22 protein-coding genes are annotated in these 24900 nt (G+C 69.6%); 10 read left to right on the top strand and 12 right to left on the bottom strand.

Features of this window, described 5'->3' with window-relative positions; all coding sequences use genetic code 11:
- Position 1 precedes the first annotated feature (1 nt).
- Both ACZ48Y_RS02840 and rpmE read right to left on the bottom strand, forming a co-directional pair.
- Positions 2 to 592, bottom strand: a complete 591-nt coding sequence (locus ACZ48Y_RS02840; RefSeq protein ID WP_464741970.1) for a thymidine kinase — start codon at positions 590 to 592, stop codon at positions 2 to 4.
- 35 nt (positions 593 to 627) lie between these two features.
- Positions 628 to 861: a 50S ribosomal protein L31 gene (gene rpmE, locus ACZ48Y_RS02835; protein WP_464741968.1), complete on the bottom strand. Its 234-nt coding sequence runs from the start codon at positions 859 to 861 to the stop codon at positions 628 to 630.
- A gap of 94 nt (positions 862 to 955) precedes the next feature.
- Here rpmE and ACZ48Y_RS02830 point away from each other — a divergent pair, with 94 nt between their 5' ends.
- Positions 956 to 1456, top strand: a complete 501-nt coding sequence (locus tag ACZ48Y_RS02830) for a hypothetical protein (RefSeq protein ID WP_464741966.1) — start codon at positions 956 to 958, stop codon at positions 1454 to 1456.
- Here ACZ48Y_RS02830 and ACZ48Y_RS02825 read toward each other — a convergent pair whose 3' ends face one another.
- Both ACZ48Y_RS02825 and ACZ48Y_RS02820 read right to left on the bottom strand, forming a co-directional pair.
- The gene (locus ACZ48Y_RS02825) at positions 1457 to 2104 is read right to left on the bottom strand and encodes a DsbA family protein (protein WP_464741964.1); all 648 of its coding nucleotides are present in this window, start codon (positions 2102 to 2104) and stop codon (positions 1457 to 1459) included.
- 10 nt (positions 2105 to 2114) lie between these two features.
- Complete coding sequence (locus ACZ48Y_RS02820) at positions 2115 to 3833, bottom strand: ATP-dependent DNA ligase (protein ID WP_464741962.1); 1719 nt, start codon at positions 3831 to 3833, stop codon at positions 2115 to 2117.
- A gap of 22 nt (positions 3834 to 3855) precedes the next feature.
- On the opposite strand from ACZ48Y_RS02820, the gene tsaB reads away from it, so the two are divergent.
- The 7 genes from tsaB to ACZ48Y_RS02785 all read left to right on the top strand — a co-directional run bounded on the left by tsaB (position 3856) and on the right by ACZ48Y_RS02785 (position 11115).
- The gene (tsaB, locus tag ACZ48Y_RS02815; protein ID WP_464741960.1) at positions 3856 to 4389 is read left to right on the top strand and encodes a tRNA (adenosine(37)-N6)-threonylcarbamoyltransferase complex dimerization subunit type 1 TsaB; all 534 of its coding nucleotides are present in this window, start codon (positions 3856 to 3858) and stop codon (positions 4387 to 4389) included.
- Between the two features lie 19 nt (positions 4390 to 4408).
- Positions 4409 to 5917 carry a hypothetical protein gene (locus tag ACZ48Y_RS02810; RefSeq protein ID WP_464741958.1) on the top strand — a complete coding sequence of 503 codons (1509 nt, stop codon included), beginning with the start codon at positions 4409 to 4411 and terminating at the stop codon, positions 5915 to 5917.
- The gene (locus ACZ48Y_RS02805) at positions 5911 to 7329 is read left to right on the top strand and encodes a vWA domain-containing protein (protein ID WP_464741956.1); all 1419 of its coding nucleotides are present in this window, start codon (positions 5911 to 5913) and stop codon (positions 7327 to 7329) included. The genes ACZ48Y_RS02810 and ACZ48Y_RS02805 overlap by 7 nt, the downstream gene beginning before the upstream one ends.
- Complete coding sequence (locus tag ACZ48Y_RS02800) at positions 7283 to 7711, top strand: DUF1999 family protein (RefSeq protein WP_464741954.1); 429 nt, start codon at positions 7283 to 7285, stop codon at positions 7709 to 7711. The genes ACZ48Y_RS02805 and ACZ48Y_RS02800 overlap by 47 nt, the downstream gene beginning before the upstream one ends.
- Before the next feature lie 5 nt (positions 7712 to 7716).
- Entirely contained in the window at positions 7717 to 7926 is a 210-nt protein-coding gene (locus ACZ48Y_RS02795; protein WP_464741952.1) for a heavy-metal-associated domain-containing protein, read from the top strand.
- A gap of 104 nt (positions 7927 to 8030) precedes the next feature.
- The gene (acnA, locus tag ACZ48Y_RS02790; RefSeq protein ID WP_464741950.1) at positions 8031 to 10748 is read left to right on the top strand and encodes an aconitate hydratase AcnA; all 2718 of its coding nucleotides are present in this window, start codon (positions 8031 to 8033) and stop codon (positions 10746 to 10748) included.
- Positions 10749 to 10815: 67 nt separating this feature from the next.
- Positions 10816 to 11115, top strand: coding sequence for a DUF503 domain-containing protein (locus tag ACZ48Y_RS02785; protein WP_464741948.1), 300 nt, complete (start codon positions 10816 to 10818; stop codon positions 11113 to 11115).
- Here the strand turns inward: ACZ48Y_RS02785 and ACZ48Y_RS02780 are convergent.
- Positions 11110 to 12300 carry a thiolase family protein gene (locus tag ACZ48Y_RS02780; RefSeq protein ID WP_464741946.1) on the bottom strand — a complete coding sequence of 397 codons (1191 nt, stop codon included), beginning with the start codon at positions 12298 to 12300 and terminating at the stop codon, positions 11110 to 11112. The genes ACZ48Y_RS02785 and ACZ48Y_RS02780 overlap by 6 nt on opposite strands.
- 90 nt (positions 12301 to 12390) lie before the next feature.
- Here ACZ48Y_RS02780 and ACZ48Y_RS02775 point away from each other — a divergent pair, with 90 nt between their 5' ends.
- On the top strand, positions 12391 to 13098 hold the full coding sequence (locus ACZ48Y_RS02775) for a metallophosphoesterase (RefSeq protein ID WP_464741944.1): 708 nt from the start codon (positions 12391 to 12393) through the stop codon (positions 13096 to 13098).
- Positions 13099 to 13143: 45 nt separating this feature from the next.
- On the opposite strand, the gene ACZ48Y_RS02770 is transcribed toward ACZ48Y_RS02775, so the two are convergent.
- Positions 13144 to 14364 (bottom strand): type II secretion system F family protein, encoded by a 1221-nt coding sequence (locus ACZ48Y_RS02770; protein WP_464741942.1) that lies wholly within the window; start codon positions 14362 to 14364, stop codon positions 13144 to 13146.
- 23 nt (positions 14365 to 14387) lie between these two features.
- Between ACZ48Y_RS02770 and ACZ48Y_RS02765 the strand changes: the two genes are divergently transcribed.
- Positions 14388 to 14963 carry an L-threonylcarbamoyladenylate synthase gene (locus ACZ48Y_RS02765; protein WP_464741940.1) on the top strand — a complete coding sequence of 192 codons (576 nt, stop codon included), beginning with the start codon at positions 14388 to 14390 and terminating at the stop codon, positions 14961 to 14963.
- On the opposite strand, the gene ACZ48Y_RS02760 is transcribed toward ACZ48Y_RS02765, so the two are convergent.
- From ACZ48Y_RS02760 to ACZ48Y_RS02735, 6 genes are read right to left on the bottom strand one after another with little or no spacing between them, the layout of a single operon-like run.
- Positions 14960 to 15577: a KaiC associated regulatory domain protein gene (locus tag ACZ48Y_RS02760; protein ID WP_464741938.1), complete on the bottom strand. Its 618-nt coding sequence runs from the start codon at positions 15575 to 15577 to the stop codon at positions 14960 to 14962. The two genes, ACZ48Y_RS02765 and ACZ48Y_RS02760, sit on opposite strands and share 4 nt — an antisense overlap.
- The gene (locus ACZ48Y_RS02755) at positions 15574 to 16431 is read right to left on the bottom strand and encodes a KaiC domain-containing protein (RefSeq protein WP_464741936.1); all 858 of its coding nucleotides are present in this window, start codon (positions 16429 to 16431) and stop codon (positions 15574 to 15576) included. Before ACZ48Y_RS02755 ends, ACZ48Y_RS02760 begins: the two co-directional genes overlap by 4 nt.
- Positions 16407 to 16595, bottom strand: a complete 189-nt coding sequence (locus ACZ48Y_RS02750) for a hypothetical protein (protein WP_464741934.1) — start codon at positions 16593 to 16595, stop codon at positions 16407 to 16409. Before ACZ48Y_RS02750 ends, ACZ48Y_RS02755 begins: the two co-directional genes overlap by 25 nt.
- Entirely contained in the window at positions 16568 to 16843 is a 276-nt protein-coding gene (locus ACZ48Y_RS02745) for a hypothetical protein (protein ID WP_464741932.1), read from the bottom strand. The genes ACZ48Y_RS02750 and ACZ48Y_RS02745 overlap by 28 nt, the downstream gene beginning before the upstream one ends.
- A gap of 3 nt (positions 16844 to 16846) precedes the next feature.
- Positions 16847 to 17158, bottom strand: coding sequence for an ElaB/YgaM/YqjD family protein (locus ACZ48Y_RS02740; protein ID WP_464741930.1), 312 nt, complete (start codon positions 17156 to 17158; stop codon positions 16847 to 16849).
- A gap of 55 nt (positions 17159 to 17213) precedes the next feature.
- On the bottom strand, positions 17214 to 24854 hold the full coding sequence (locus ACZ48Y_RS02735; RefSeq protein WP_464741928.1) for a translocation/assembly module TamB domain-containing protein: 7641 nt from the start codon (positions 24852 to 24854) through the stop codon (positions 17214 to 17216).
- Positions 24855 to 24900 lie beyond the last annotated feature (46 nt).

Genomic DNA, 24900 nt, shown 5'->3' with positions numbered 1-24900 from the left:
GCTAGGCGGGCCGGACGACGTGGCAACGCCGGCAGCGGGGCTCGTAGGTCTCCGCCGCCCCCACCAGGACCACCGGGTCGCCATAGCGGGCGGGCTCACCGTCGATCAGCCGCTGGGTGCGCGTTGCCGGGGCCCCGCAACGCACGCAGACCGCGGTCAGCTTCTCGACGAACTCCGCCCGGGCAAGGAGCGCGGGCATGGGGCCGAAGGGCTCCCCGCGAAAGTCCATGTCCAGCCCGGCGACGATGACCCGCACGCCGGCGTCGGCGAGCTTCTCGACGAGCGCGACCAGATCAGGGTCAAAAAACTGGGCCTCGTCGATCGCCACCACGTGAGGGTAGGGGCGATCGAGCGCCTCAAAGAGGGCGGCGCTGTCCCCGATGGGCAGGGCCTCGGCACGGCGGCCGTCGTGGCTGACCACGTCGGTCTTGTGGTAGCGATCGTCCAAAGCGGGCTTGAAGACCTGCACCCGCTGCCCGGCGATGAGCGCGCGCTTGACCCGGCGGATCAGCTCCTCGGACTTGCCCGAGAACATCGGTCCGGCGATGACCTCGATCCAGCCGGTGTTGGGAAAGAGGGGGGCAATCGGCATACGAAAACGCCCGCACAAGGCGGGCGAGCGGAACCTCAGGCCTTCTTCCGCCGCTTGAGGTTTTGCTTGTAGGCGTCGCCGAACCGGCGCTGGAAGCGCTCGACGCGCCCTTCGGTGTCCACGAAGCGTTGCTGGCCGGTAAAGAACGGGTGGCAGGCCGAGCAGACCTCGACGTGAATCTCCGGCTTCACCGAGTAGGTCTCGATCACGTTGCCACAGCCGCAGATGATGCGTGCGGGAACCAGTTTGGGATGGATCTCTGCCTTCATCACGCCTCCTTTGCGCACGGTCTTGGTCGTGCGCCAAGCCGTCTTAGCTTATCAGCGGGCGGCGACGGCTGCAAGCGTCGTAAACTAAGAAGCGATGCGACGCCTACGCCTTGCCCCGCTCTTTGGCCTGGCCGCGCTCCTTGCGGCCTGCACCCTGCCTCCGGTCTCGGTGAAGCTCGATGACCTCGACCTGCCCCTGGCCAACACCGGCGGCCAGGTCGTGCTCAAGGCCGTCCAGCACGACCCCTTGCCCGCAGGCCAGATCGCAAGCATCAAGGTCACCGGCGAGGCCAGCTTCGATCAACCGGTGAGCGCGACGTTGACCTTCTACGCGACCACCGAGCTCGGCGGCCTCTGCACCGACTTCGGCGGCTACGCGCTCTGTCCGGAGGACGCGGTCACCCAGGTGAGCGATCCCGTCGCGTTTAACGGCGAGGCCGGGCCCAAGCCCTTCGCGATCGACAAGAACACCCAGGTCCTGGCCGAGGGCCTGAACCAGGGCTCGGTCTACCTGGGGGTGAAGGTGGAGGGGGCGGTCAGCCAAACCCTCCACCTCAAGAACATGGTCGCCCAGGTTCAGGTGCGCCTGCCCTAGCTACTCCAGCCAGCGTCGCCAGGCGCTGAGCGGCTGCACCCCGACCCGTTTCTCCCCGTCGACGAAGAAGGTCGGGGTGCCGTCGACGCCGAGCGCCGCGGCCAGCTTCTGGTCGAAGCGCACGCGGTCCGCGACCTTGGGGTCGTCGAGGCAGGCCGAGAGCGCCTGGGTATCCAAGCTCAGCTGACGGGCATAGTCCAAGAGCAAGCGGTCGAGCACCGCCCCGGAACGTCCCCGCCAGGCCTCGTTGGCCCGGAAGAGCAGGGTGTGGAAGGGCAGAAAGCGTGCCCGGTCCTGATCGTAGACGCAGGCCGCGGCCACGCTCGCGCGAAAGACGTCGGGCTGGTTTTGAAAGGGCAGGGCGCGGAAGACGTAGCGCGCCTTGCCGGTCTCCACGTAGTCCCGGACCAGCACGGGGAGGATGTTCAGGGCATGGTTCTTGCAGTGCGGGCAGAGGTAGTTGGAGAACTCGACGACGGTGTGCGGCGCGTTCTGATCGCCAATGACGATGTGGGCCTTCAAGAGGGGATCGGGGTTCTCGATCTCCGTGGTCGGGGATGAAGCGGCCCGACGCTGACCCAGAAGGTAGACGCCGCCGATGGCCAGGATCGCGATCACGCCAATGACGAGGAAGAGGGTTCGCTGCATGGCCCCCATGCTACTTCCACTGCAGGTGATAAAGCTCAACCACCTCGTCGGAGGTCGTGGCCTCCTCGGGGCCCTTGTCGTCGCGGTAGCGGAGGAAACGCGGGAAGCGCAGCGCCAAGCCCCGGCCGGGCTTGACCTTGCCGTAGGCGCAGGTGTGGTTGGGGCTGAGGGTGATCTCCTGGGCCTCGACCTCGATCACCTGGGCGGGTTCGAACCAGACATCGGGCTCGAGGAAGGACCAGACCCGGGACGGCCGTGCTTCGCGGCGCAGCGCGTCGAGGCGCTCGGGGAGGATCCGCTGCAGGTCCTCGTCGGTAAAGCCCGAGCCCAGCTTGGAGATCGTCTCGAAGCGGTCCTCCTCGGGGTTGTAGGTGGCCACGAGGAGCGAGCCGTAGGTCCCGCTGCGCCGGCCCCGCCCCCACCAGGCCCCGACGATCACCACGTCCAGGGTATCGGCCAGCCGGCCCCCGGCGGCGCGCTTGAACTTCACCCACTTGAAGCCTCGCTTCCCGGCCTCGTAGTTGGCGTCGGGTTTTTTGCACATCAACCCCTCGGTCCCGGCCTCGAGCGCCTCGTCGAAGAAGGTCTCGAGGGCCTCGGTGGTCTCGATCCAGCGCCGGGTCGAGGGCTCGAAGCGCTCGGCCACTGGAACGAAGGCCTCGAGCCGTTCGCGCCGCTCGCTGTAGGGCAGGTCGATCAACGCCTCGCCGTCGAGGTAGAGGAGCTCGAAGACGAAGGCCTTGACCGGGTACTTCTCGGCGAGCTCCGGGGTGAAGTGCTTGACCTTGCGGTTCAGGACGAACTGGAAGGGCAGCATCTCCCCGGAGTCGGGGTCGAAGACCACCGCCTCGGCCTCGAGGATGTAGCGTCCTTTGAGGGAAGCCTTGAAGGCCTCGAGGAGGTCCGGGTACTGATGGGTGATGTTCTCGATGCGCCGGGAGAAGACCCAAAAGCGCTCGCCGTCGTGGTGGACCTGGACCCGCTCCCCGTCGTACTTGTACTCGGCGTAGTGAGGGCCGAGCTTCTTGACGATGGCCTCGGCGTTGGGCAGGCGCTCGGCGAGCATCATCCGGATCGGCTTACCGATCTGCACCCCGACGTTCTCCAGCGCTTCGATGCCCTTGAGGGCCAGCTCGGCGACGTAGGCCAGGTCCGAGGTCAGGTTGTAGGCGCGCTCGAGCAGCGGCCGGTGCTTGCGGTCCCCAAGCACCGCCTGGGCCAGGGCCTCGAGGATCGTCGCCTCGCCGACGCCGAGCCTGAGCCGGCCGGTGACGATGCGCAGGATGTAGGCCGCCTCCAGCGGGGTGCCGCGGCCGATCAGTCGGGCCAGCCGCTCGCGTTTTCGCAGCTGGGAGCCGGGCCCGCTGTCCTGGGCTAAGGCCAAAAGCTCCTGGTAGACCTCGAGCAGGGGCAGCCCGCCCTCTTCCTTGGAAGGAAGGAGCTCGAGCGCCGCCCGTCCCACGTCGCCGAGCTCACGGACCTTCTGCCAGACGGCATCCTCCGGCGCGCCGAGCGCCAGGGCCAAGGCCTTTGCGGCCTCCTTCTCCGCCACCCCGAACTCCAGCCCCTCGAACTCCGGGGCCACGCTACCGGTCAAGAGCAGCACCGCCTTCGGCAGCTCCTCGGCCTCGAGCTCGGCGAAGAGCTCGGAGAGCAAGCGGATGATCTCCAGACGGCTGCTTTCTTGCTCGATGCGGGCCAGGTACTCGGCAAAACGCTTGAAGGTCATGCCTTACTTTAATATCTGCCTTGTGCGGGTTCTGGCGATCGACACCGCGACCCCTTACCTGGTCTTGGGCCTCGAGACGGCGGAGCTCGCGGTGCGCCTGGAGCGGCGCCACGGCGAGCGCCTGCCCGAGGTCTTGAGGAGCTTTTTGAAAGCCGAAGGCCTGGCGCTCGAGGCCATCGAGGGCATCGCGGTGGGCCAGGGGCCCGGCTCTTACACCGGCCTCCGGGTGGGGGTGGCCTTCGCGCTGGGGCTGGCCCGGGGGCTTGGCCTCCCCGTCGTCGGCATCGACACCCTGCTGGCGGTCGCTGCCCGGCGCACCGGCCAGGTCGCGGCCGGCCTCCTGGCCCGAAACCAGCAGGTCTACGCCGGAGTGTACCGGGTCGAACCGGAGCGAGTCGAGGTCGAACGGGCCCCCTTCAAAACGGACCTCGCGGGGTTTGCCACGCTCCCCGGCTGCCACCTCCTCGATGCCCCGCCCTCGGGCCGCGCGCTCTCCCGCCTGGGCGCAAGGGCCCTTAGGGCAGGCCGGTCAGGCATCACCCCCCGCTACCTCTGATGCTGCTATGGTGGGGGGCATGAAACGCGGATGGCTACTCTTCCTGGGACTCTTCCTGACGCTTTCAGCAGCTGCCAAGAGCCTGCCGGCCATGGCCCCGGCGGGAGCGGTCTTCGGGCTGTATACCCGTCAGCTGAGCGTCAAGAAAGCCTATTTGGTGGACGTGCAGGCCGAGCTGTTGCGCCAGCGCCTGACCCTTTCGGACCTGGTCGCGGAGCTGGCCGGCAATGCGGACAAGGCCACGATCGAAAAGGAGATCGGCCCCTTCCTCAGCCTCTTTTCCCTGGATCTGGTGGGTGAGGAAGGCCTGGTCGCGGTCTACCCGGACGGCAGCCTGCTCGCCCTGGCCCGGCCCTCGGCGGCCAAGCGCGAGGAGATCCTGAGCCAGGTGAAGGCGCTGCTGCCGGAGGCGAAGGCCCAGGCGGGTTGGATGGTGGCGCCTTTGAAGCTTGACGCGCTCAAGGACTACCCCCTCCTCGCCGGCTACCGGGACCGCACCCTGCTCCTGGCCTCCCCCACGGCCTTTCAGCGTATGACCGCGGGAGGGGACGGCCTCTCGCTTCCCCTCAAGGGGGATCTGCTCGTCTTCTTCGATGCCCGGCCCCTGCACCCACTGCTCCAAAGCCTCTCCAGGAACCTCCCCCCGGAGATGCTGACCCTCTTGGCCACCCCGAGGCTCTATGCGAGCAGTGTCACCCTCGAAAAGAACGGTGTCTCCAGCAAGACCCGCTTCGACCTCGACCCGAATGGCGACCTGGACCTGATCGCGCTCTTCCGCGACGCCCCGGAGGCCTGGGACCCCGGCGGGCTGCCGCAGGGGCTCAGCGTGGCCAGCTACAGCCTCTCGATGCCCGCCCTGCAACGGCTGCTCCTACGCCTGGGGTTCCAGCAGCTGGATCTCAGCGCCTTCGGGGATCGCCTGGCGCTGGTGACGGTGGACATCGAAACCGACCCGGTCAAGGCGCAGACCAACCCCTTGGGCGACCTGATCCTGCTCTTGGAGGCCAAGGACGGGGTGACCGCGGAGACCACCGTCCTCTCCTGGCTGCAACTGGCTGCGGCCATGGCCACCCCCGAGGGCCAGGGCGGGTTCCGCGTCGAAAAGGTTGAGGTCCGGGGCCACACGGGGAAGCGGGTTTACTGGGGCCTGGGCCAGCCGCTCTACGTCTTCGAGCTCGGCGACCGGGTCGCGATCGCGACCAGCGATCGCGCGGCGAACGCGCTCTTCGGCACGAAGCTCAGTGCGCACCCGGACTACCAGCGCTACCGCGACGCCTGGCCCAAGGGGGCGACGATGAAGAGCTTTTCCGACAACCGGAAGACGCTGTTGAAGTCCATCGCCTCCATCCTCCGCACCCTGCCGACGACCCTCAACGACGCGGGGAGCGCCAAAGCCGTCGAGGACATCACCCAGCGCTTCGAGCGCTTCGTCCGCTATTTGGCTGAAAAGAGCGGGGTCGGCGTCGGCTACCTCCGGCCCGCCGACGGCGGCCTGATCGGAGCGGGCTGGAGCGAGGTGCGTTGGTAAGCCTGAGCCGACCTGAGCTGCTCTGGCTCTTGCCCCTGCTCTGGGGCCTGCTCTACTGGCTCGAACGGCGCCGGCGGCCCGGGATGACACCGGCCACCGGCGTCTTCCTCTGGAAGGCCGCGATTGGCCGGCGACGGCGACCCCGTCTCAACCTGAGCTTCGTCCTGCTCGCGACCGCGGTGGGGCTGGCCGTTCTGGCCCTGGCGCGCCCCACCCGCCCCTCAAGGGGGCCCTTGATCCTGGTGCTCGACGCCTCGGCCTCGATGGCTGCGGGTCACCGCTGGCAGGACGCCCTCGCCGCGGCCCGCACCCGGCTGACCGGCCGCAGGACCGCGGTGGCGGTGCGCGCCGGCCTGACCCCGACGACCGTTGGTCCTGCGGCGGGAACCGCGTTGATCGCGACCATCACCCGCTGGCGGCCGGGGGACCGCGAAGCGGACCTCGACGCGGCGATCGCCGCAGGCCTGGCCCGGCTCCCGAACGCCAGGGTCCTGGTAATCGGAGATGACGAAGACGCCGAGGTCAACGTCGCCGCCGACGAACCCAACGTCGGCCTCACCGCTTTGCGCCCGGGCCTGGTCGCGGTGGGCAACGCCGGCCCCGACCCGGTGACGGCACGGATACGGGTGGCCGGTGAGACGCGCTCGCTGCGGCTCCCGCCCCGGGCGTTCGTGGCCCTGGACGTGCCCCGGCTGCGACGCTTCCTTGCCGAGCTCCAAGGCGAGGACGCCCTGGCCCTCGATGACCGCTCCTGGTATCGCGAGCGACCCCTCGTTGCCCGGGTGACCGTCGAGGACCCCGGTCTGGCGCGTGCCCTGGCCCTGCTCGGCGTGCGCCAGGCGGGTAAGGCCGAGCTCAGCATCCGGGAAGGCACCCCGGAGGCCACCCCGAAGACGCCCACCCTCTACTTCGCCAAAAGGGCCTTGGGCCGGGCGCGGGTCGTGGACCGCGACCCGGCCAACCCCTTCCTTTACGGCGCGGCGCTCTTGGGAAGCCGCCTTCCCATCCCCCCCAAAGCCCCCCCGCCCTGGCGGCCGATCGTGCTCGGGGACGACGGCGTGGGGCTGATCTACGCCGATCGCGAGAGCCTCTACCTGCCACCGCTGCCCGAGCTGCGCGAAGCGCCCTTTTTCCCGGTCTTGCTCTACAACTTCCTTGCCCCCCATCGCCGCGACGCGCGCCCCCTGGGCGCCGACGGGGTGCGCGTCCCCGACGAGCGCCACGTGCTCGAGGCCCCCTTCGAGACCCTCCTGCCCAGGCCCAGCCCCAACCGAGCGGCCCCCTCCGACGACCGGGAACCGCTGCTAACCTGGCCCCTCCTCCTTGCAGCGGCCCTCCTGGTCGCCGAAGCCCTACACTCAAGGCATGTGGGTACGACCGCTCTCCGAAGAAGACGCCCCCGCCCTTCGTGACCTCGAGGCCCGGCTCCGCCCCGGAGACGCCAAGCCCCGCGCCAACCTCGCGGCGCTGCGTTTTTTCGCCCGCACCGGACACAGCTTCGTCGCCGAGGAGGCGGGCCGCGTCCTGGGCTTCGTCCTCGCCCAGGCCCTCTGGCAGGGGGACCGGGCCACGGTCCTCGCCACCCGCCTGCTCGCCGAGGAGGCAGCCCTGGCGCCGATCCTAAACGCGCTCGTCAAGTCCGCTTACGACGCCGCGGCCTACGAGGTGGCCCTCTTGAGCCCGGAGGAGACCCCCCTGGCCCGGGCCGCGCTGGACGCCGGCTTCTACCCCGGACCCCGGCTCTATGCCCGCCGACTGGGCTCGGCCTCGGGCCAGCGCGGGGTCTTAGAATGACCGGCATGAACCGGGTGTTGCTGGGCGTTCGCGGGGTCGAGCAGGCCGAGCAGATGGAGCGCATCGTGCGCACGCTCTCCCACCTCGAGGGGGTGAAGAAGGTAGAGGCCGGTCAGCTCGGGCAGGTCCTCGTCGAGTACGACCCCCACCAGCTCACGGTGATGGACCTGATCCGGGCGATTCGTGAGGAGGGCTTCCTGGCCGGGATGCTGTAGATGCTAAACTGAACGGGACGCGCGGGGCGCTCCCCGCGAGATCACAACGCCACCCCTAAAACCCTTCCCGTCCCGCCCCGTTTGGGGGCAGAAAGGAGCACGCAGTGTACAAGGACGCCTTTGGCACGCTAAAGACGCTAGACACCAAGGCCGGCAAGGTGCGCTACTTCGACGTCATGGAGCTCGAGCGCCAGGGGATCGCTGAGGTCTCGAAGCTCCCCTTCTCCATCCGGGTGATGCTGGAGAGCCTGCTGCGCAACGTCGACGGCTACCAGGTCACCGAGGAGGACGTGGTCAACCTGGCCAACTGGAAGCCGGAGCCGGGCACGATCAACGTCCCCCTGAAGCTCGCCCGGGTGGTGCTGCAAGACTTCACCGGGGTCCCCGCGGTCGTGGACCTGGCGGCGATGCGCAGCGCGATGGCCCGCTTCGGGCGCGACCCCGAGCGGATCAACCCGATCGTGCGCTCCGATTTGGTGATCGACCACTCGGTCCAGGTGGACTTCTTCGGGACCGTCTACGCCTTCAAAAAGAACGCCGAGCTGGAGTACAAGCGCAACCGCGAGCGCTACAGCCTGCTCAAGTGGGGCCAGAAGGCGCTCGACAACTTCTCCGTCGTCCCACCGGACCAGGGGATCATCCACCAGGTGAACCTCGAGTACCTGGCCAAGGTGGTGATGACCGCAAAGGACGGCGACGTCACCTACGCCTTCCCGGACTCGCTGGTGGGCACCGATAGCCACACGGTGATGATCAACGGCCTCGGCGTGCTCGGCTGGGGCGTGGGGGGCATCGAGGCCGAGGCGGTGATGCTCGGCCAGCCCTACTACATGCTCGCCCCCAAGGTCGTGGGCTTCAAGCTCACCGGCGAGCTCCCCGAAGGAGCCACCGCCACCGACCTGGTGCTGACCGTCACCGAGCTTTTGCGCAAGCACGGGGTGGTCGGGAAGTTCGTCGAGTTCTACGGCCCCGGGGTGGCCAAGCTCCCCCTCGCGGACCGGGCGACGATTGCCAACATGGCCCCGGAATACGGCGCGACGATGGGCTTCTTCCCAGTCGACGAGGAGACCCTCGCCTACCTGCGGCTCACCGCCCGGCCCGAGGCGCTCATCGACCTCGTCGAGCGCTACACCAAGGCCACCGGCCTCTTCCGCACCGGCGAGGAAGCGACCCGCTACTCGGAGCACGTCGAGCTCGACATGAGCACCGTCGAGCCCAGCCTGGCCGGGCCCAAGCGGCCCCAGGACCGGGTGCCGATGGCCCAGGTCAAGACCAGCTTCAAGGAGCACCTGACCAAGCCGATCACCGAGCGCGGGTTCGGCCTGAGCCCCGAGGCGCTGGACAAGAAGGCGCTGGTCAAGCGCCCCCACGAGGAGTTCGAGCTCTCCCACGGCTCGGTGGTGATCGCGGCGATCACCTCCTGCACCAACACCTCGAACCCCTCGGTGATGATCGGGGCCGGTCTGCTGGCGAAGAAGGCGGTGGAGGCGGGGCTCGACGTCCCCCCCTGGGTCAAGACCAGCCTGGCCCCGGGCTCCAAGGTGGTCACCGACTACCTCGAGCGCTCCGGACTCCTGCCCTTCCTGGAAGCGCTTCGCTTCCACCTCGTCGGCTACGGCTGCACCACCTGCATCGGCAACTCCGGCCCGCTCCCCGACGACATCCGCGAGGCGATCGAAAAGGAAGACCTGGTCGCCGCAGCGGTCCTCTCCGGCAACCGCAACTTCGAGGGCCGGGTGAACCCCCACGTCAAGGCCAACTACCTGGCCAGCCCGATGCTGGTCGTGGCCTACGCCTTGGCCGGGCGCATCGACGTCAACCTCGCCGAGGAGCCCCTCGGCCACGACCCCAACGGCGAACCGGTCTACCTCAAGGACATCTGGCCCAGCCAGGCGGAGATCCAGGAGGCGATCCGCGAGAGCCTGGACCCCGAGATGTTCAAGGAGGAGTACGCCCGGGTCTTCGAGGGCGACGAGGCCTGGCAGGCGCTTGCCGCGCCCACCGGCAAGCTCTACGAGTGGGACCCCAACTCCACCTACATTCAGGAGCCGCCCTTCTTCAAGGACATGCCGCTCGAGCCCGAACCCCCCAGGAACATCGAGGGGGCACGGATTCTGGCGCTCTTCGGCGACTCCATCACCACCGACCACATCTCCCCCGCCGGGGCGATCCCGCCCGAGTCCCCTGCCGGCCGCTACCTGCTCGAGCGCGGGGTGCCGGTGCACGAGTTCAACACCTACGGCTCCCGCCGCGGCAACCACGAGGTGATGATGCGCGGCACCTTCGCCAACATCCGCATCAAGAACCTGATGCTCGGGGGCAAGGAGGGGGGCTTCACGATCAAGTACCCGGAAGGCGAGGAGATGTGGATCTTCGACGCGGCCATGCGCTACAAGGAGGAGGGGCGGCCGCTGGTGGTCCTCGCCGGCAAGGAGTACGGGACCGGCTCCTCGCGCGACTGGGCCGCGAAGGGCCCGGCCCTGCTCGGGGTCAAGGCGGTCATCGCCGAGAGCTTCGAACGCATCCACCGCTCCAACCTGGTGGGGATGGGGGTGCTGCCCCTCGAGTTCATGCCCGGGGATTCCTGGCAGGGCCTCGGCCTCAAGGGCGACGAGGTGCTCGACGTCCTCGGGATCGACGAGGGCCTTTCGCCGCGCAAGACGCTCACCGTCCGCGCCACCCGCCCCGACGGGACCCAGCTCGAGTTCCCGGTCATCGCCCGCCTCGACACCCCGGTCGAGGTCGACTACTACACCAACGGGGGTATCCTGCAAACGGTGCTGCGAAAGCTCCTGCGGGAAGCGACCAAGACCCAGGCCTAACGCCAGAGGCCTTACCTTGGGCGGCCGGTGCTATCCGGCCGCCCTTTTGGATCGCTAAGCTAAGGGCGTGCGCGCCTACGTGGGGCTCTACACCGCCCGCCTGGAGATGCCCTGGGTTCGCAGCCTGAAGGAAAAGCGGGCATTGGTGCGGCCTGCGATCGAGCGGATCCGCGCCCGCTTCCCGGTCTCCGCGGCCCGTCTCGAAGGCCAAGACGCCCACACCTGGGAGGTGGTGGGCCTCACCCTGATCGGCCAGGACGCCGCCTGGGTCGAGGAGACGCTCAAAAAGGCGGCGGCCTTCCTCGCCGCCCAGGGGGAGTACCGGGTCGTCGAGGAAGGCCTCGAGGTCCTGCTCTGGGAGCTATAGCCGCTCGACCGCGAGCGCGGTCGCGCCCCCGGTGCCGTGGCAGATCGCGGCCAGGCCGCGGGTCTTTGCCTCGGTTTCGAGGGCGTTGAGCAAGGTCACCACGATCCGCGCCCCGGAGGCGCCGATGGGGTGGCCGAGGGCGATCGCGCCGCCGTAGACGTTGAGCTTGTCGTAGGGCACGCCAAGGACGCGGTTGAAGAGGACGCTGTTGAGCGCGAAGGCCTCGTTGTTCTCGATCAGGTCGAAGTCCTCAAGCCCCATCCCCAGGCGGTCCAAGAGCGCCTTGACCGCCGGGATCGGTGCCTCGGGAAAGCGCCAGGTCTCCCCCGCGCGCATCGAGCCGCCGAGGAGCCGCGCGATCGGGGTCAGGCCATGGGCCTCGAGCGCCTCGGCGCTGGCCAAAAGCAGCGCCGCCGCGCCGTCCGAGATCTGGCTGGAGTTGCCGGCGGTGAAGCGGCCGTCGGGTTTGAACGCCGGGCGCAGCTTGGCCAGGGTCTCCATCGTGGTGTCGGGACGGATCCCCTCATCCCGGTCGAGCACTACCGGCCCCTTCTTCGTCCTGACCTCGATGGGGGCGATCTCCTTGGCGAAGATGCCCTTCTCGGTGGCCGCGTGGGCGCGCTTATGGGAGAGGTAGGCGACCTCGTCCAACGCCTCGCGCTCCACCCCGTAGGCCTCGGCGAGGCGCTCGGTCTCCACCCCCATCGGCTCGCCGGTCATGGGGTCGGTCAGGCCGTCGTAGAGCAAGAGGTCCTTGACCTCCTCGGGGGCCCCGAGGAGGAACTTGTACCCCCAGCGGGCCCGGTGGGAGAGCAGGAAGCCGGCCTGGCTCATCGACTCCACGCCCCCGGCGAGGACCAAGTCCGCGTCGCCGGCGCGGATCGCCTGGGCACCCGAGAGCAGCGCCATCATCCCCGAGGAGCAGACCATGTCCACCGCGTAGCCATCCTTCTCCTTGGGAATGCCGGCCTTGAACGCCGCCTGGCGCGGGATCAGCTGCCCGTGGCCGCCGCGCAGGACGTTGCCGAAGACGTAGAAGTCGAGCGCCTCGCCGCTAACGCCCGCGCGCTCCAGCGCGGCCTTCATGGCGTGGGCTGCGAGGTCCGAGGGGGCCTTGTCCTTCAGCGAACCCCCAAACCGCCCGATGGGGGTTCGCGCCGCGGAAACGATGAAGACATCACGCATGGCCCTATCCTACCCCTTGCCCGGGGTCGGGAAGGCGTGCTAGACTAGATTTGATAAAGGATATATTAGGTTTTTTGAAAGGAGGTAGCGATGCGGACCTACGTGCGGAAGGTGTTGGCAGCGGCGAACGTGCGGGGCAACCTCGAGCACCTCAACCGGCTCGAGGAGGTCATCCCGAACCTCGACGTCGACGCGATCGCCCTGGTCGGGGACCTCGCAGGCAAGGAAAAGAAGGCCGAAACCTACCGGGAAGTCTTCAAGACCCTGGCCAAGCTCCACAAGCCGGCCTTCTACGTTCCCGGACCCAACGACGCCCCGATCCACGAGTACCTGCGCGAAGCCTACAACATCGAGGTGGTCTTCCCCTTCCTGCACGGGGTTCACGGTACCTTCGGCTTCGCCCCCGGCTACGTGGTCTTCGCCGGTATGGGCGGGGAGATCGTCGACGACCCCGACGAGATCCGAGAAGAGATCACCCGCCTGCGCTACCCCGGCTGGGAGGCGGAGTACCGGCTGAAGGTGCTGCGCGAGCTCAAGGACTACCAAAAGGTCTTCCTCTTCGCCACCAAGCCCGAGCACAAGGGCCTCGGCGAGGCTGGAAGCGAGGAGGTGGCGGAGCTGATCAAGACCTTCAAGCCGCGGGTCGCGATCGTCGCCGGACCCAACCTGCCTGGCGCGGACATCAAACACGAGATGCTCGGGCGCACCTTGGTGGTGATGCCCGGCTCGCTCGACGAGGGCGACTTCTCGGTGGTCGACGTCATCGATCAGACCTTCGAGACCGGCAACGTCCGCTAGCAAAAGGGCCTTCCGGGGCGGGACCTTTCCCGCCCCGGCACGTTTTTACTGGGTCGAGAGGGTGTTGATGATCTGGAAGAGCGGCAAGAACATGCCGGCCACGATCATCCCCACGATCGCCCCGAGGAAGATGATCATCAAGGGCTCGATCGCCGCGGTCAGGGCGGAGACGGTCTCGTCGACCTCGCGCTCGTAGAAGTCCGCGACCTTCTGCAGCATCGCGTCCAGCGCACCAGTCTCCTCGCCGATCCGGATCATCGAGGAGACCATCGGGGGGAAGATCTCCGGATAGGCGGCGAGCGTCGCGGAGAGCGGCTCGCCGACCTGAACCGAGCTCTTGGCCTCGTCCAGGATGTCCTCTACCACCGCGTTGCCGGCGGTGCCCTTGGTGATGTCCACGGCCTCGATGATGTTCACGCCGCTGTGCAAGAGGAGGCCCAGCGTGCGGGAAAAGCGCGCCAAGGCGCTCTTTTTGTTGAGCGTCCCAAAGACCGGTAGGCGCAGCTTGATGCGGTCGACCACCCGCCGCCCCCGGGGCGTGCGGTAGAAGCGGTTGTAGGCAAAGCCGAGGAGGATCGCCGCGATCACGATGTACAGGGTGCTCGAGCGCAAGAAGTCCGAGACCGCGATCAAAAAGCGGGTGAGCAGCGGCAGCTCGGAGCCGAGGTCGGTGAGGATCTGAGCGAACTGGGGCACGATCCCCGTCAGCAGGAAGTAGGTCACCAGGATGGCGAAGACGAAGACGATCGCCGGATAGGTCATCGCCGACTTGATCTTGCCCCTGAGCTCCAGATCCTTTTCCAAAAAGGTCGCCAGCCGGTCCAGGATCGCGTCGAGGTTGCCCGAGGCCTCCCCCGCCCGGACCAGGTTGACGTAGAGCCGGTTAAAGATCGGGTGCTTTTCCAGGGCGTCGGAGAAGGACATCCCCGCCTCGACGTCGTCGCGAATCGCCTTCAAGATCTTCTTGAACTTCTTGTTCTCGGTTTGCTTTTCCAAAATCGAGAGGGCCTGGACGATCGGCAAGCCGGCACCCATCATCGTCGCCAGCTGTCGGCTGAAGATCGCGAGGTCCTTGAGCGAGGGCCCGGGCTCGAGAAAGCCCAGGCTGATCTCGGCCTGCAGCCCCTTTCCCGGCTCCTTGATCTCGGTGATCAGGTAGCCCTTGTCCCGCAAGGCGCGGACCGCCGCGCGCACGTCGCTGGCCTCGATCGTGGCGGCCACGGCCCGGCCCTGCCGGTCCTTGGCGCGGTAGCGGTAAACGGGCATATGCCCATAGTATATGCGAGCGAATGCGCGACCCGTGGAAAACCGCGCGCGCGGTGATCACCCGGGGTGGGGTGGTCGCCCTGCCCACCGATACCGTCTGGGGACTGGTCGCCGACCCCAGGCACCCCGAGGCGGTCGAACGGATCTTTACGATCAAGGGCCGCTCGGCGAACAAGCCCTTGCAGGTCCTGGTCGCCGACCTGGACACCGCAGTGCGACTCGCCGCCCCCGCCCAACGGAAAGCGCTCAAGCGGCTGGGGCGCGCGTTCTGGCCCGGCCCCCTGACGGTGGTGGCCGAGGCCCACGTGGACCTCGGCCCGAGGCTCACCCCGAAGGGGAAGATCGGCCTCCGGGTGCCCGCGGATCCCCGGCTCCGCGCCCTGATCGCGGACCTCGGCGGAGCGCTGGCCGCGACCAGCGCCAACCCCAGCGGGCGGCCCCCGGTCCAAAACGTGGCCCAGGCCCGGGCGTTGGGGGCGGATTTCGTCGTTCCCGGAACGGCAGGGGCGGTGGCCTCGACGGTCTTCGACCTGACCCGTAAAAAGGTGCTGCGCCCCGGGCGGATCCCGCCCGAGGCGCTCCTTTCCGCGCTGGACTAGCGCCCGCCGAGGTGCATCTTGATCTGGTGCAAGAGCTCGGCCGGGCTCTGGATCGGGTACTCCAGCGCCTCAGCGATCGCCACCGCGTCGTGACCGGAAAGGCGCAGGCCCTCAAAGCGCGCCTTGAGGGCGGCGGGGTCGGTGACCGGGAAGTCCAGGCCTTTGATCGCCTTCAGCACCAGGTAGGCCCAGGGGATGTCGAAGAGCTCGACGAAGCGCTCGAGGAAGTCGCGCAACACCCGCGGCTCCTCCTGACCCAGCCGGACCAGGCGGTAGGCGGCCTTGGCCAGTCCGCCCGCAAGGTGAACGCGGATGTTCTCTCCCTCGCCGAGCTCGCGGACCTTCTTCAGCGCAAGGTCCGGATCGGCGCGAAGGATGTTGTGCACCGTGGCCCGGGAGATACCGAGCTCCGCCGCGATCTCATCCGCGCTCTTCAAGGCCTCTTCGTGCAACACCACGACGTAGGAGGCGCTCATCAAGGAGTTGGCCCAGGTCAGGTGGCGCTTTTCCGCCAGCGCCTTGGGACCGCCAACCAGGTCGATCGTCTTCAGGAAGACCCGCAGGACCAAGGCTTCGAGCGCTTCCTCACTGGCCTTTGGCGTCACCTCGATCATGCCTCACCTCCAATCGGGGGGCCCACCCGCAAGAGCCCCTCCCGGGTGATCTCGAGGAAGTGGGTGCGGGTGTCATGGCCGGAGAGCCGGGAGCCGTCGATGCGCAGAAAGCGCACCAGCTCCCCGATCGGGGCCCGCCAGATACGGGCCTGGGCAGAGGACAACACGAGCTTTTTGGCCAGGACCAGGGTGACGTCGAGGATGTGGCTGACCGCGAAGCCCCCGGCGGCCTCGGCGGAGAGCTCCTCGTGGCCGGAGCGCTTTTGCGAGGTCAGGACCGCGGTCAGGTCGTGGACCTTGACGAACTGGTAGACCTTGCGCACCACGCTGCGGGCCTGGATCTCCCGGGCCTCGTAGAGCCCGGTCAGCGAGTCCACCACCAGGTGCTGGGCGTCGACCGCCTCGACCGCCGCGCCCACGGTGGCGAAGAATGTGGGCAGGTCCTCGCGGACCGCGTCGTGCATCGCGGCGTCGACCATGGCGATCCGGTCCATCGCCGCCTTGTCGATGCCCATCGCCATGCGCCGCTGCTCCAGGCCCACGCTGACGAAGCCCGCCGGGCTCTCCACGGTGACGAAGACCACCCCCTCACCGCGCGCCGCCTGGCTCAGGGCGAACTGCTCGGCAAGGAGGCTCTTCCCGGTGTCCGAGACCCCGGTGACGTGGACCGCCGCGTAGCGGGGAAAACCGCCGAGGGGAACCGCCCGAGGGCGGCCCTTTTCGAAGGTGACGGTGAAGAAGAGCTCGTCCAGCCCCTCGACCCCGGTGGGCACCCCCTCGACCTTGGGGGCCTTGGCCACCAGGTTCGAGGCGGTGGCGATCGCCTCGGTTAGTGCCTGCCCAGCCTCCGCCATGCCCACCTCCGAAGCCCGGGATACCGGCCGGCGAGCAGGCCAAGGCCGAGCCCCAAGGCAAGGAGCGCCCAAACCGGCATCCGCACTTCCCGGTCCGCGGCCCGGGCGGCCTCGAGCAACCGCTCGCGGGCGCGCTTCACTTCAAGCTCGTCTTCGCGTACCATACCAGACCTCCGGTCAGGATCAGCGTCAGCCCCGCAGTCACGAAGGCCGCGCCGGGCGCGCCGAGGGGCTCGAGCAAGGCCAGGTAGACCCCGGCGAGAAAAAAGGCCAACCCCAAGAAAAGCACCGCGGCCGCCACCAGCAAGACCAAGAGCGCCCAGGCGACCTGGCCGAGCCCGCGTTTTAAGGCCGTGGTCTCGGCCCTTAGGTAGTCGAAGAGCGCGGTTAAGAACTCGGCCAGCTTGGTCAAGCGCTACCTCCGATCAAAGAGCTTGCCGAGCACGAGCCCCACGACGAAGGCCGCGGCCACGCTGACCAGCGGCTTTTCCTCGATCTGGCGCTCAACCTCCTCGATCCGCCCCTTTAGCGTCGAGGTCAGCTCCTCGGCCTTTCGGTTGAGCTCTTCGGTGATCCGCCGGGCCTCGGCCTCGAGCCGGGCCTTCGCCTCATCGACCTCGCTCTTGCCCAACGCGGCGATGGCCTCGCGCACCCGGTTCAAGTCCTCCTTGAGCCGGGCCAAGTCCTCCCGCAAGGCGTCGAGGTCCTTCCTCAGGTCCTGTTCCATATCGCCACCCCCTTTCAAGGAATATGATAATTGTTTGCTTAAGTTTTAGCAACGCTCAGGGGCGCCACTCGAGGCCCAGCGCGAAGCGGTCCCGGCCCAGCTGCAAGAGCCCGGAGAGGTCCGGCGCAAAGGCATAGCGCAGCGAGAACTCGGGCGAGGGCTCGGGCGAAACGTCGGTCGTGAACTCGAGGGTCACCCCGTCCCGGCGCACCCGGGCGTAGAGCTTGGAGCCGCCCTCCGGAGACCAGTCGTAGGCCAGGTAGAGGTCCGGGCGCACGAACTTCCCCAGGGTAAAGCGGGTGGAGGCGATCCCCTCGCCGCTGAAGACCCGGCTCTCCACCCGCACCACGTCGAGCCCCAGGGCCTTAGCCAGGGCGTTTTCCAGCTGGTTGACGAGGAGGTTCTCGACCGCACTCCCGGCCACCCCCTCGACGCTCGCCTCCTCGAGGCCCAAAAGCCGCGCCGCGGCTTGCTCCTGGGGGCTGGCGCGGCAGGAAAGGAGGTCGGTGGCGGGCGCCAGGCTCAAGCAGGGATCGAGCTCGAAGGCCAGCTGGCCCTCACGCGCCACCACCCGCCCCTCGGCGACCAGGTAGACCGGCCCGGACGGGGTCTCCGCCTTGGCCCTCAGGAAGACCTCGGGCAAGAGGCGATGGTCCGGGGCGAAACGCGCCCAGCCCTCGATCAGGGTAAAGCGGCGGCTGAAGAGCAAGAAGCTCCCCTCGAGCGCGCGCGCCGCTCCGCTCAGGTAAGGGGCAGCCGCCGTCCCTCCGAGGTAGAGGTCGGCGCCGAGCTCGGCCTCGACCAGGGGGGCCCGAACGAAGACCCCACGCTCGGCCACCAGGTGCAGCCCGTCGAACTTGAGCGGGAGGGCCCGGTCCCCTTCGCGAACTGGGATCGGGGTCTCCGGCAGGGCGAGCAAGGCCTGCTGGACGCGCACCTCGCCGCCGAGGACGTAGCCGCCCTCGGGCGCCTGCCTCAGGCGCAGCGCGAGCTCAGCCTCGGCCTTCGCCAGGTAGTAATCGGGCGCGGCCAGGCGGACCGGCCCCGAGAAGGTCAGGGCCAGAGGCTGAAGCCGGCCCTCGCCCCGCAGCCCCTCCCAGGAGAGGGTGAGCGCGGTGCTCGGCCAGGCCAGGCGGAAGGCAAGCCCCTCCAGGGGCGAGACCCCCTCCGGAGCCAAGCGGCCCCGTCCCTCGAGGACGAAGGCCTTGAGATCCCCATGTCCCCGAAGGTCGAAGGCAAAGGCCAGGGGCGGATCCCCCTCCACCCGGCCCTCGAGCACCGCCCTGCCCTTCGGCACGTAGCTCCCCAAGAGGTCCAGGCCGCCACGGAGGGTGCCCAGTCCCCAGCGGCCCTTCGCGCGGGCCTCAAGACGCCGCCCCTTGGCGGTGAGGGAGAGGTCACCGACGAACCCCGGGGAAAGCTTCGACCAGCGCGGGACGAGCGCCAAGACCGGGCTGAGGTCGGTGCGCTCGAGCCGAATCCATAGGTCGCCGCCCTCGCCCATGACCCAGCGTCCCCCGCCGCGCCAGCGGCCGTCCCCGTCGAACGCGAGCGTCCGCAACGTCCAGGTCCCGGCGGTGTAATCGAGCGCGAGCCGTCCCAGCAGGGTCTGGTGCTCACTGGCGACGCGGACGCGCTCTAGCGCGAGCCGCAGCGCGCCCTCCTGCGGCCGCTCCCGGGGCAACTCGGCGGAAAACGCGCCGCTTGCCCGCACCTCTCCGGCCACCGAGGGGGCCCACCAGGCCACCAGGCTCGAGAGGTCGAGCCCTTCCAGCCGCCCGACCAAGCGGAGCCGTTTTGCGCCCAGCCCGAAGCGCAACGAGAGGCCATCCCAGAGCACCTGCCCGTCGCCGTTGCTCCAGGTGAGCGCGAAGGGGTGCGCCCGGCCCTCGGCCCCCAGCGCCGCCGAGCCCAGCTGCACCGTCGTCTCCCCGGGCCGCCAGACGAGGGCGCCGGCGAGCCGGCCCGCGAGGCCGGGTAGGATGCGCCGCACCTCCGGCACCTTCTCCAGCACGAGCCCCGTGGTGTAGACCCTGGCCGCGGTGGGGCGGTAGCCGGAGAAGATGGCCTCCCCGATGAGCTCGCCCTCGGCACCCCGCAAGCGAAATCCGGCGGCCCCCGGCACGAGGCTCAGGTCAAGCGCCCGCCCGAACACCGGCACCCCGGCAAGCCGCCAGCTCCCCTGCCAGCCACCCGCGTCGAGGACGAGCGTGCCACCACCCCAGGGACTCTGCAGGCGAAGCTTACCGGCAAGGGCCCGTCCATCCCCCTTGACCGTCAGCGGACCGCTCCGGTAGACGAGGCGCCAGCTCAGGTCGCGCGCCAACACGAGCTCCAACCGGCCCACGTCCAAAGGGGTGCCGGGAACCGGCGGGTGACGGAGGCTGCCGAGGAGACGGGGACCCGCCCCCTCCAAACGCAAGGGCCCGTAGTCCAGACGGCCGGAAAAGGTGCCGCTCCGCCAGAGGAGCGCCCCCGTGGCCTTGGCGTGGCGCAGGGCGAGGGTCGCCGTGGCCGCGTCGAACTCAAGCGTCAGCCCGTCGTAACGGGCGACGAGGCGCGGACCCGCGCCGACCAGCGAGAGGGACCCGAGCCGGGCCTCGCCGGCGAAGGTGCGCGCCCGGGGATCGAAGGTCAGCCCGTCCCAGACCACGCGCTCGGGGGTGGCCAAAAAGGGCCGGTCCAAGACCACGCCCGCGGCCCGAAGGCCGGGGCCGAGACGCAGCCGGCCGCCGGAAAAAGCCACCTGCCCTGAAAGGCCCCCCGCTCCCGCGGTGAAGCGGCCCTCGACGCGCCCGGAGAGCGTGACGGCGACGCCAACGGGAACGCGCTTCAGGGCGATCCGGGTGTCGTAGCCAACGAGCGCCCCCCGAAACCCGTCCCAAGGCCCCTCGATCGTCCCCCGAAAGCCGTAGAAGTCGGCGAGCGAAAGGAGCACTCCTCCGGGCGTCAGCCGCCCCGAGAGGTGGGGGCCTTGGAGCTCGAGCAGGGCGCCCTCTCCGCGCAGCACGACCGCCTCCTGGCCCAGCCAGAGCCGCCCTTCGGCCCAGGGACCGGGCCACCGCCCCCGCACCTCGGCCCGCCCCACGCCTCCGGGGAGCGGTCCGCGATAGCCCCATTCCAGCGTCAGCGCTGCCAGGTCGAGGTGCCCCGAGAGACCGGAAAGCGCCCCGTCCCCGGCGAGCAAGACCGTCTTCCCTTCGCCGTCCAAGAGCAGCGGACCGAGGCGCAGCGCCCCGCTGGCGCGCCGCGTCCTGAGATCGACGACGAGGGCGCCGTCGCCGCGGACCGCCAGGGTGTTCCGGGCGAGCTCGATCCCCAGGCGCTGGCCGAGGGCCTCGGCCTCCAGGTGCCCGAAAAGCCCCCAGCCCGCGCGCCAGCCCGCGCGTCCCCTCACCCGGTCGAGGTCGGCCTCGACCCAGGCCTCCTCGGGGGTGGCCGAGAGCCGCACCGGCCCGCCCGGGCCGGTCCCCGAGAGCTCAAGCCGGCGTCGGGGCAGGTCAAGCGCCCCGCTGAGGTCCAGCCCGACGCCGGTAAGACGCAGGGGAAGCCTGAAGCGATCGAGGTCGTCCACCGCCCGGCCTTGAAGGCGCAGCGCAACCCCGATCCAGGGCTCGAGGTCCAGATCCAGCGCCGCGCTCGCCAGGCGCCCGTCGAGCTGCAAGCGAATCCCCTTGCCTTGGGCCACAAGCCAGGGGCCCGGTCCGTAGCCAAAGGCGAAGGGCAGGCGCTGGCGCTGCCCCGAAAGCGTCCCCTCGCCGAACAGGCGGGGGGCGAAGGCCGAACCGGCCAGCTTGGCCTGGGCCGCAAGCGCGAGGGGACCGAGGTCGCTGCGATAAGAGAGCTGTCCAAAGAGGCCGCCGTCGGGCAAAAGCCCGCCCTCGCCGTGGAGGCCGGGACCCCAAAGCCGCCAGCTCAGTGCCCCGTCCTCGGCCTGTGCTCGAAGGTGTAATCCGGCCAGGTCGGCTGAGAGCGTTCCCAAAAAGCCCGCCGCGCGCCAGCCGAGGTCGGCCACAAGCCGTCCCCCATCGCCCAGGGGAGCCTGCCCGTTGAGGCGGAGCCCCACGCCCTTGCCCCAGGTCAGGGCGACGCCGAGCGGCGCGTCCCAGGAGAGCCGGTCCGCTTCGAGACGGATCGCCCCCGACTGGCGCAGACCACAGCGCCAGTCCAGCCAGCCGCGCCCAGCGGGGGCGTCGGGGGGCCCGCGAAAGCGCAACGTCCCCTCCCCGCAGGGGCCGAGGTAGCGCACCGCTCCGCTCAGCGCCCCCGCCTCCAGGCGCGCCATCGCCAGCAGTCCCCCACCCTTGAAGCTGAACTGCACCCGGGAAGGACCGGCCTCGAGGCCAGCCTCGAAGCCATCGCGGTAGACGAGCCTACCCGCCAAGGGCCGGACCTGGAGCCGGCCGGAAAGGCGGCCGAAGCCCTCGAGCGTGCCCCCAAAGCGGCGCAGCCGCAGCCCGGCCTGAAGGTCCGAAGCCCAGAGGATCCCCCCGCTCTCCCGCAGGGAGAACGCCACGCGCTGTCCGGCGAGGACGATCGCTCCGCGAAGCCGGCCGCCGGCCCCCAGCCGCCCCTCGATCCGCCCCGAGCCGGGCAGGCCCAGCGCCTCGAAGAGCGGAGCGAGCTCGAGCCCGGGGACCTCGAGCACCCCATCCTCGATCTTCAACGTCCCGCCGGGAAGCCGGGCGACGAGGCGGAGGTCAGGATCCCCCTCGAACCGCACCGCGCCGAGCGCCCGCCCCAGGCGGAGGTCGAGCGCGCCGCGATAGCGCGCCCCCTCGCCAGAGAAGGCGCCCGCCAACCCAAACCGCTCGGTCTGCAAGGCAACCTTGCCCCGATACGTCAGCCCCTCTCCCTGGACCTCCAGGGGACCGGTCAGCTGCCAGCGCGCTCCCGAGAGGCGCCACGTCCATGGCCGCGCGCCGAGGCCCCAGAGCCTGTAGGCTCCGCTGCCCTCGCCGAAGAGCCGCCCGTCCCGGTAGCGGATGAAGAGGGCCCCGGGGAGCGCCTCCAGCCGGGAGGTCATCCAAAGGGCGAGCGCCCCCGCTTCGTAGGTTCCCCAGCCTTCGGCCAAGGGGCTGTCCAGGCGCAGGACCAGCCGGCCCTCGCCGAGGACCCGAACCGACCCGAGCGGCCCCGCCAAGGTGAGGTTGGCGCTGGGCCCGGCGCTTTCAAAGCGGCCGGAGAGCCGGGCGTCCAGGCCGAACGGGGCGAGGTCGAAATTCCGTGCGGTAAGGCTGAGCCCCCGCCGGTCCCCGCGGAGCTCCAACACGCCTCCCTGGACGAAACGGCCCGCATAGCGCACCTCCGTGCCCACGCCGGCGAGGGACAGCGCGCCCTCGACCCCTTCAAGCCCCAGGCTGGCCTGGTAGCGCCGCGCGAACAGGTCCACGCGCCCACTCGCCCAGGGGCGGAGCGGGCCAAACGCTCCGCTGGCGCGGACCTCGAGCGCGTTCCAGGGCCCCGTGGCCACCACGTGCCACCGCGCTCCCAAGAGCGCCACCTGCCCCCGCTCGCGGTCCCCGCGAAAGCGAAGCTCGGCGGAATCGCCCAGCACCGAGAGCCCCAGGCGCCCCTCGAAGCGCCCCGAGGCAAGGTCCACTTCCCCCCGCGGGAAGGTGATCCGGGTCCCTTGAACCCGGACCGGCGTCCGTTCCAAGCGGAACCCAGAACGCGCGTAGGGCCCGATCGTTCCCGAGAGCCGGACCTCGGGGAAAAGCGTGCCCTCCAAGGCGATCGGGCCCTCGCTGACGAGCTCGAGTACCTTACCCCGGCCGCGGAGGCGGGCCCGGATCCCCTCCGGACCGGTAAGGGAGAGTTCGCCGAGGAAACGCCGCTTAGCGTAGACGAGCTGCCCTGCGAGCAAAACCCCCCGGTACCCCAGCCGCCCCCGGTAGGTCCACCGCCCCTCGCGGTAGCGCAGCTCGGCGGCGTCGGCGAAGAGCACCAGCCCGTCCGCCCCAGCCCTGCCGCGAAAGGGCAGGTCCAGCACCGTCCCCTCAAAGGCGGTCTCTTGGCCGGAAAGGCGTCCCGCCGCGGAGAGCCAGGCCCCCTCCAGACGCCAGCGGCCGGCCCAAACGCCGTCGCGGAAGCGGGCCTCGCCCTTCAACGTGAGCGGACCAAAGAGTTCGATCGGTAGAGCCTCGACGCGAAGGGAAAAGCCAGCGGGCCCGTAGCGCGCCTCGACCCCCGCTCCGCTGAACGCCACGCCCTGTGCATCCTGGGACAGCGCGAGGTCGAGCCGCGCGTAGGGCGAGCGGTAGCGCAGCGTCCCGGCAAGGCGACCGGTGTAGCGGCCCTCCCCGGAAAGGGTTCCCACCACCATCGGCACCGGTTCGAGACGCCAGGCGAGGTCGGAAAGCCTTCCCGAGAGCGCCAGCGGCCCGAGCGCGCCCCTGACCGCCTCCCCCTTCCCTTCGGTGCGGCCGGAGAGGTCGAGGGGCTGGAAGAGAGGAAGCCGGACCTCCGGACTTTCGCTCGTCACCCACCAACGGTCGCCGGAAAACGCGTAGGCCAGCCGCGCCGTGCCCACGAAGGGCTGCGGCCAGACCAGGCGGCCCCCGCCCTCGCCTTTAGGCCCCCGGCCCGTAAGCGAGAGCACGCTGCCCCGGTCGTCGGTGTAGTCGAGCCGGTAGCGGTCGTCCTTGACGCGAACCGCGAGCCGGGCCTGACGGTCCAAGAAGCGGCCGTGCACGCTGCCCTCGAGCCAGAATCCGGCGTCGTAGCCGAGCCGCCCCTCGAGCGTGAGGGACTGTCCCAAAAGCACCGGGGCCCCGGTAAACCGCCCCTCGACCCGCGGGGCCTCCCAGCCGGTGACCCTCAGCGAAAGCGTCCCCCGCCCCTCGACGGGAAGGGGCCAGCCAAAGTGCGCCCCTAGCGCCCGCAGCGTAGGCTTGGCCTGCACGGTAAACGCGTAGCGCTCGCGGTCGATCTCCACCCGTCCCTTCGCGGTGACCGGCCCCTCAAGGCTCCGTCCCGCGAGCTCCGCCTGCACGACCTTGCCGTCCCAGGTCACCTGACCGGAGACGCCGGCGATGGGGAAGCCCACCAGGCTGAGCACGGCGTCCTCGATCCGGGCCGAGAGCCGCGGAACGCCGGCGAAGGTCAGCTGCCCGAAAAGCCGACCCCGCTCGATCTCCGGATACCAGTAGCGGGCCGCCCTGAGGTCCGCGTCGAAGACGAAGCGCTGGCGCTTGAGGTCCAACCTGCCCGTTCCCCCGCCGTCGGGAAGCGAGAAGGCCACCCGATAGGGACCGCTCCCGTCCAACCGGGCTTCGAGCGGGGGCAGAGCTTGGCCCGTCCGGGCCGCGACCTTGATTCGCACCCCGGAGAGCTCGAGCCCCAGGAGGACCGGGCGGACCGCCGGCGGTGCCGCGGGCGCCGCCGGCGACAGCAAGGCGTCCCAGTCGGTCGAGAGCTCGGCCTGCTCCAAGGAAAGACGCAAGGGAAGGGTCTTGGTGAAGAGGCCAAGCAACTGGTAGGCGACGCGAACGCGCTTGGCCCGAAGCTGCCCCTGGGGGAGGTGGAGCTCGACGTCCTCCAGGGTCAGCCCCAAGAGGGCGTAGCCCGAGACCGCCCCCACCCGGCCATCGATCCCCAACCGGGAAAGGACGAGGTCGAGCGCCGGCTTGAGCAAAAACGGCAAGCCGGGCAGCAAGAGCAAGAGGACCAAGGCGAGAAGAAGAAGGCGCCGCACCCGGCGTCGAGCTTACTCCTGGAGCGCGTGTAATAGGTTAGGAGGC

The sequence above is a fragment of the Rhabdothermus arcticus genome (assembly GCF_055382915.1).
The sequence above is the reverse complement of the archived record's forward strand: the minus strand, read 5'-3'. Positions and strand labels throughout refer to the sequence as shown.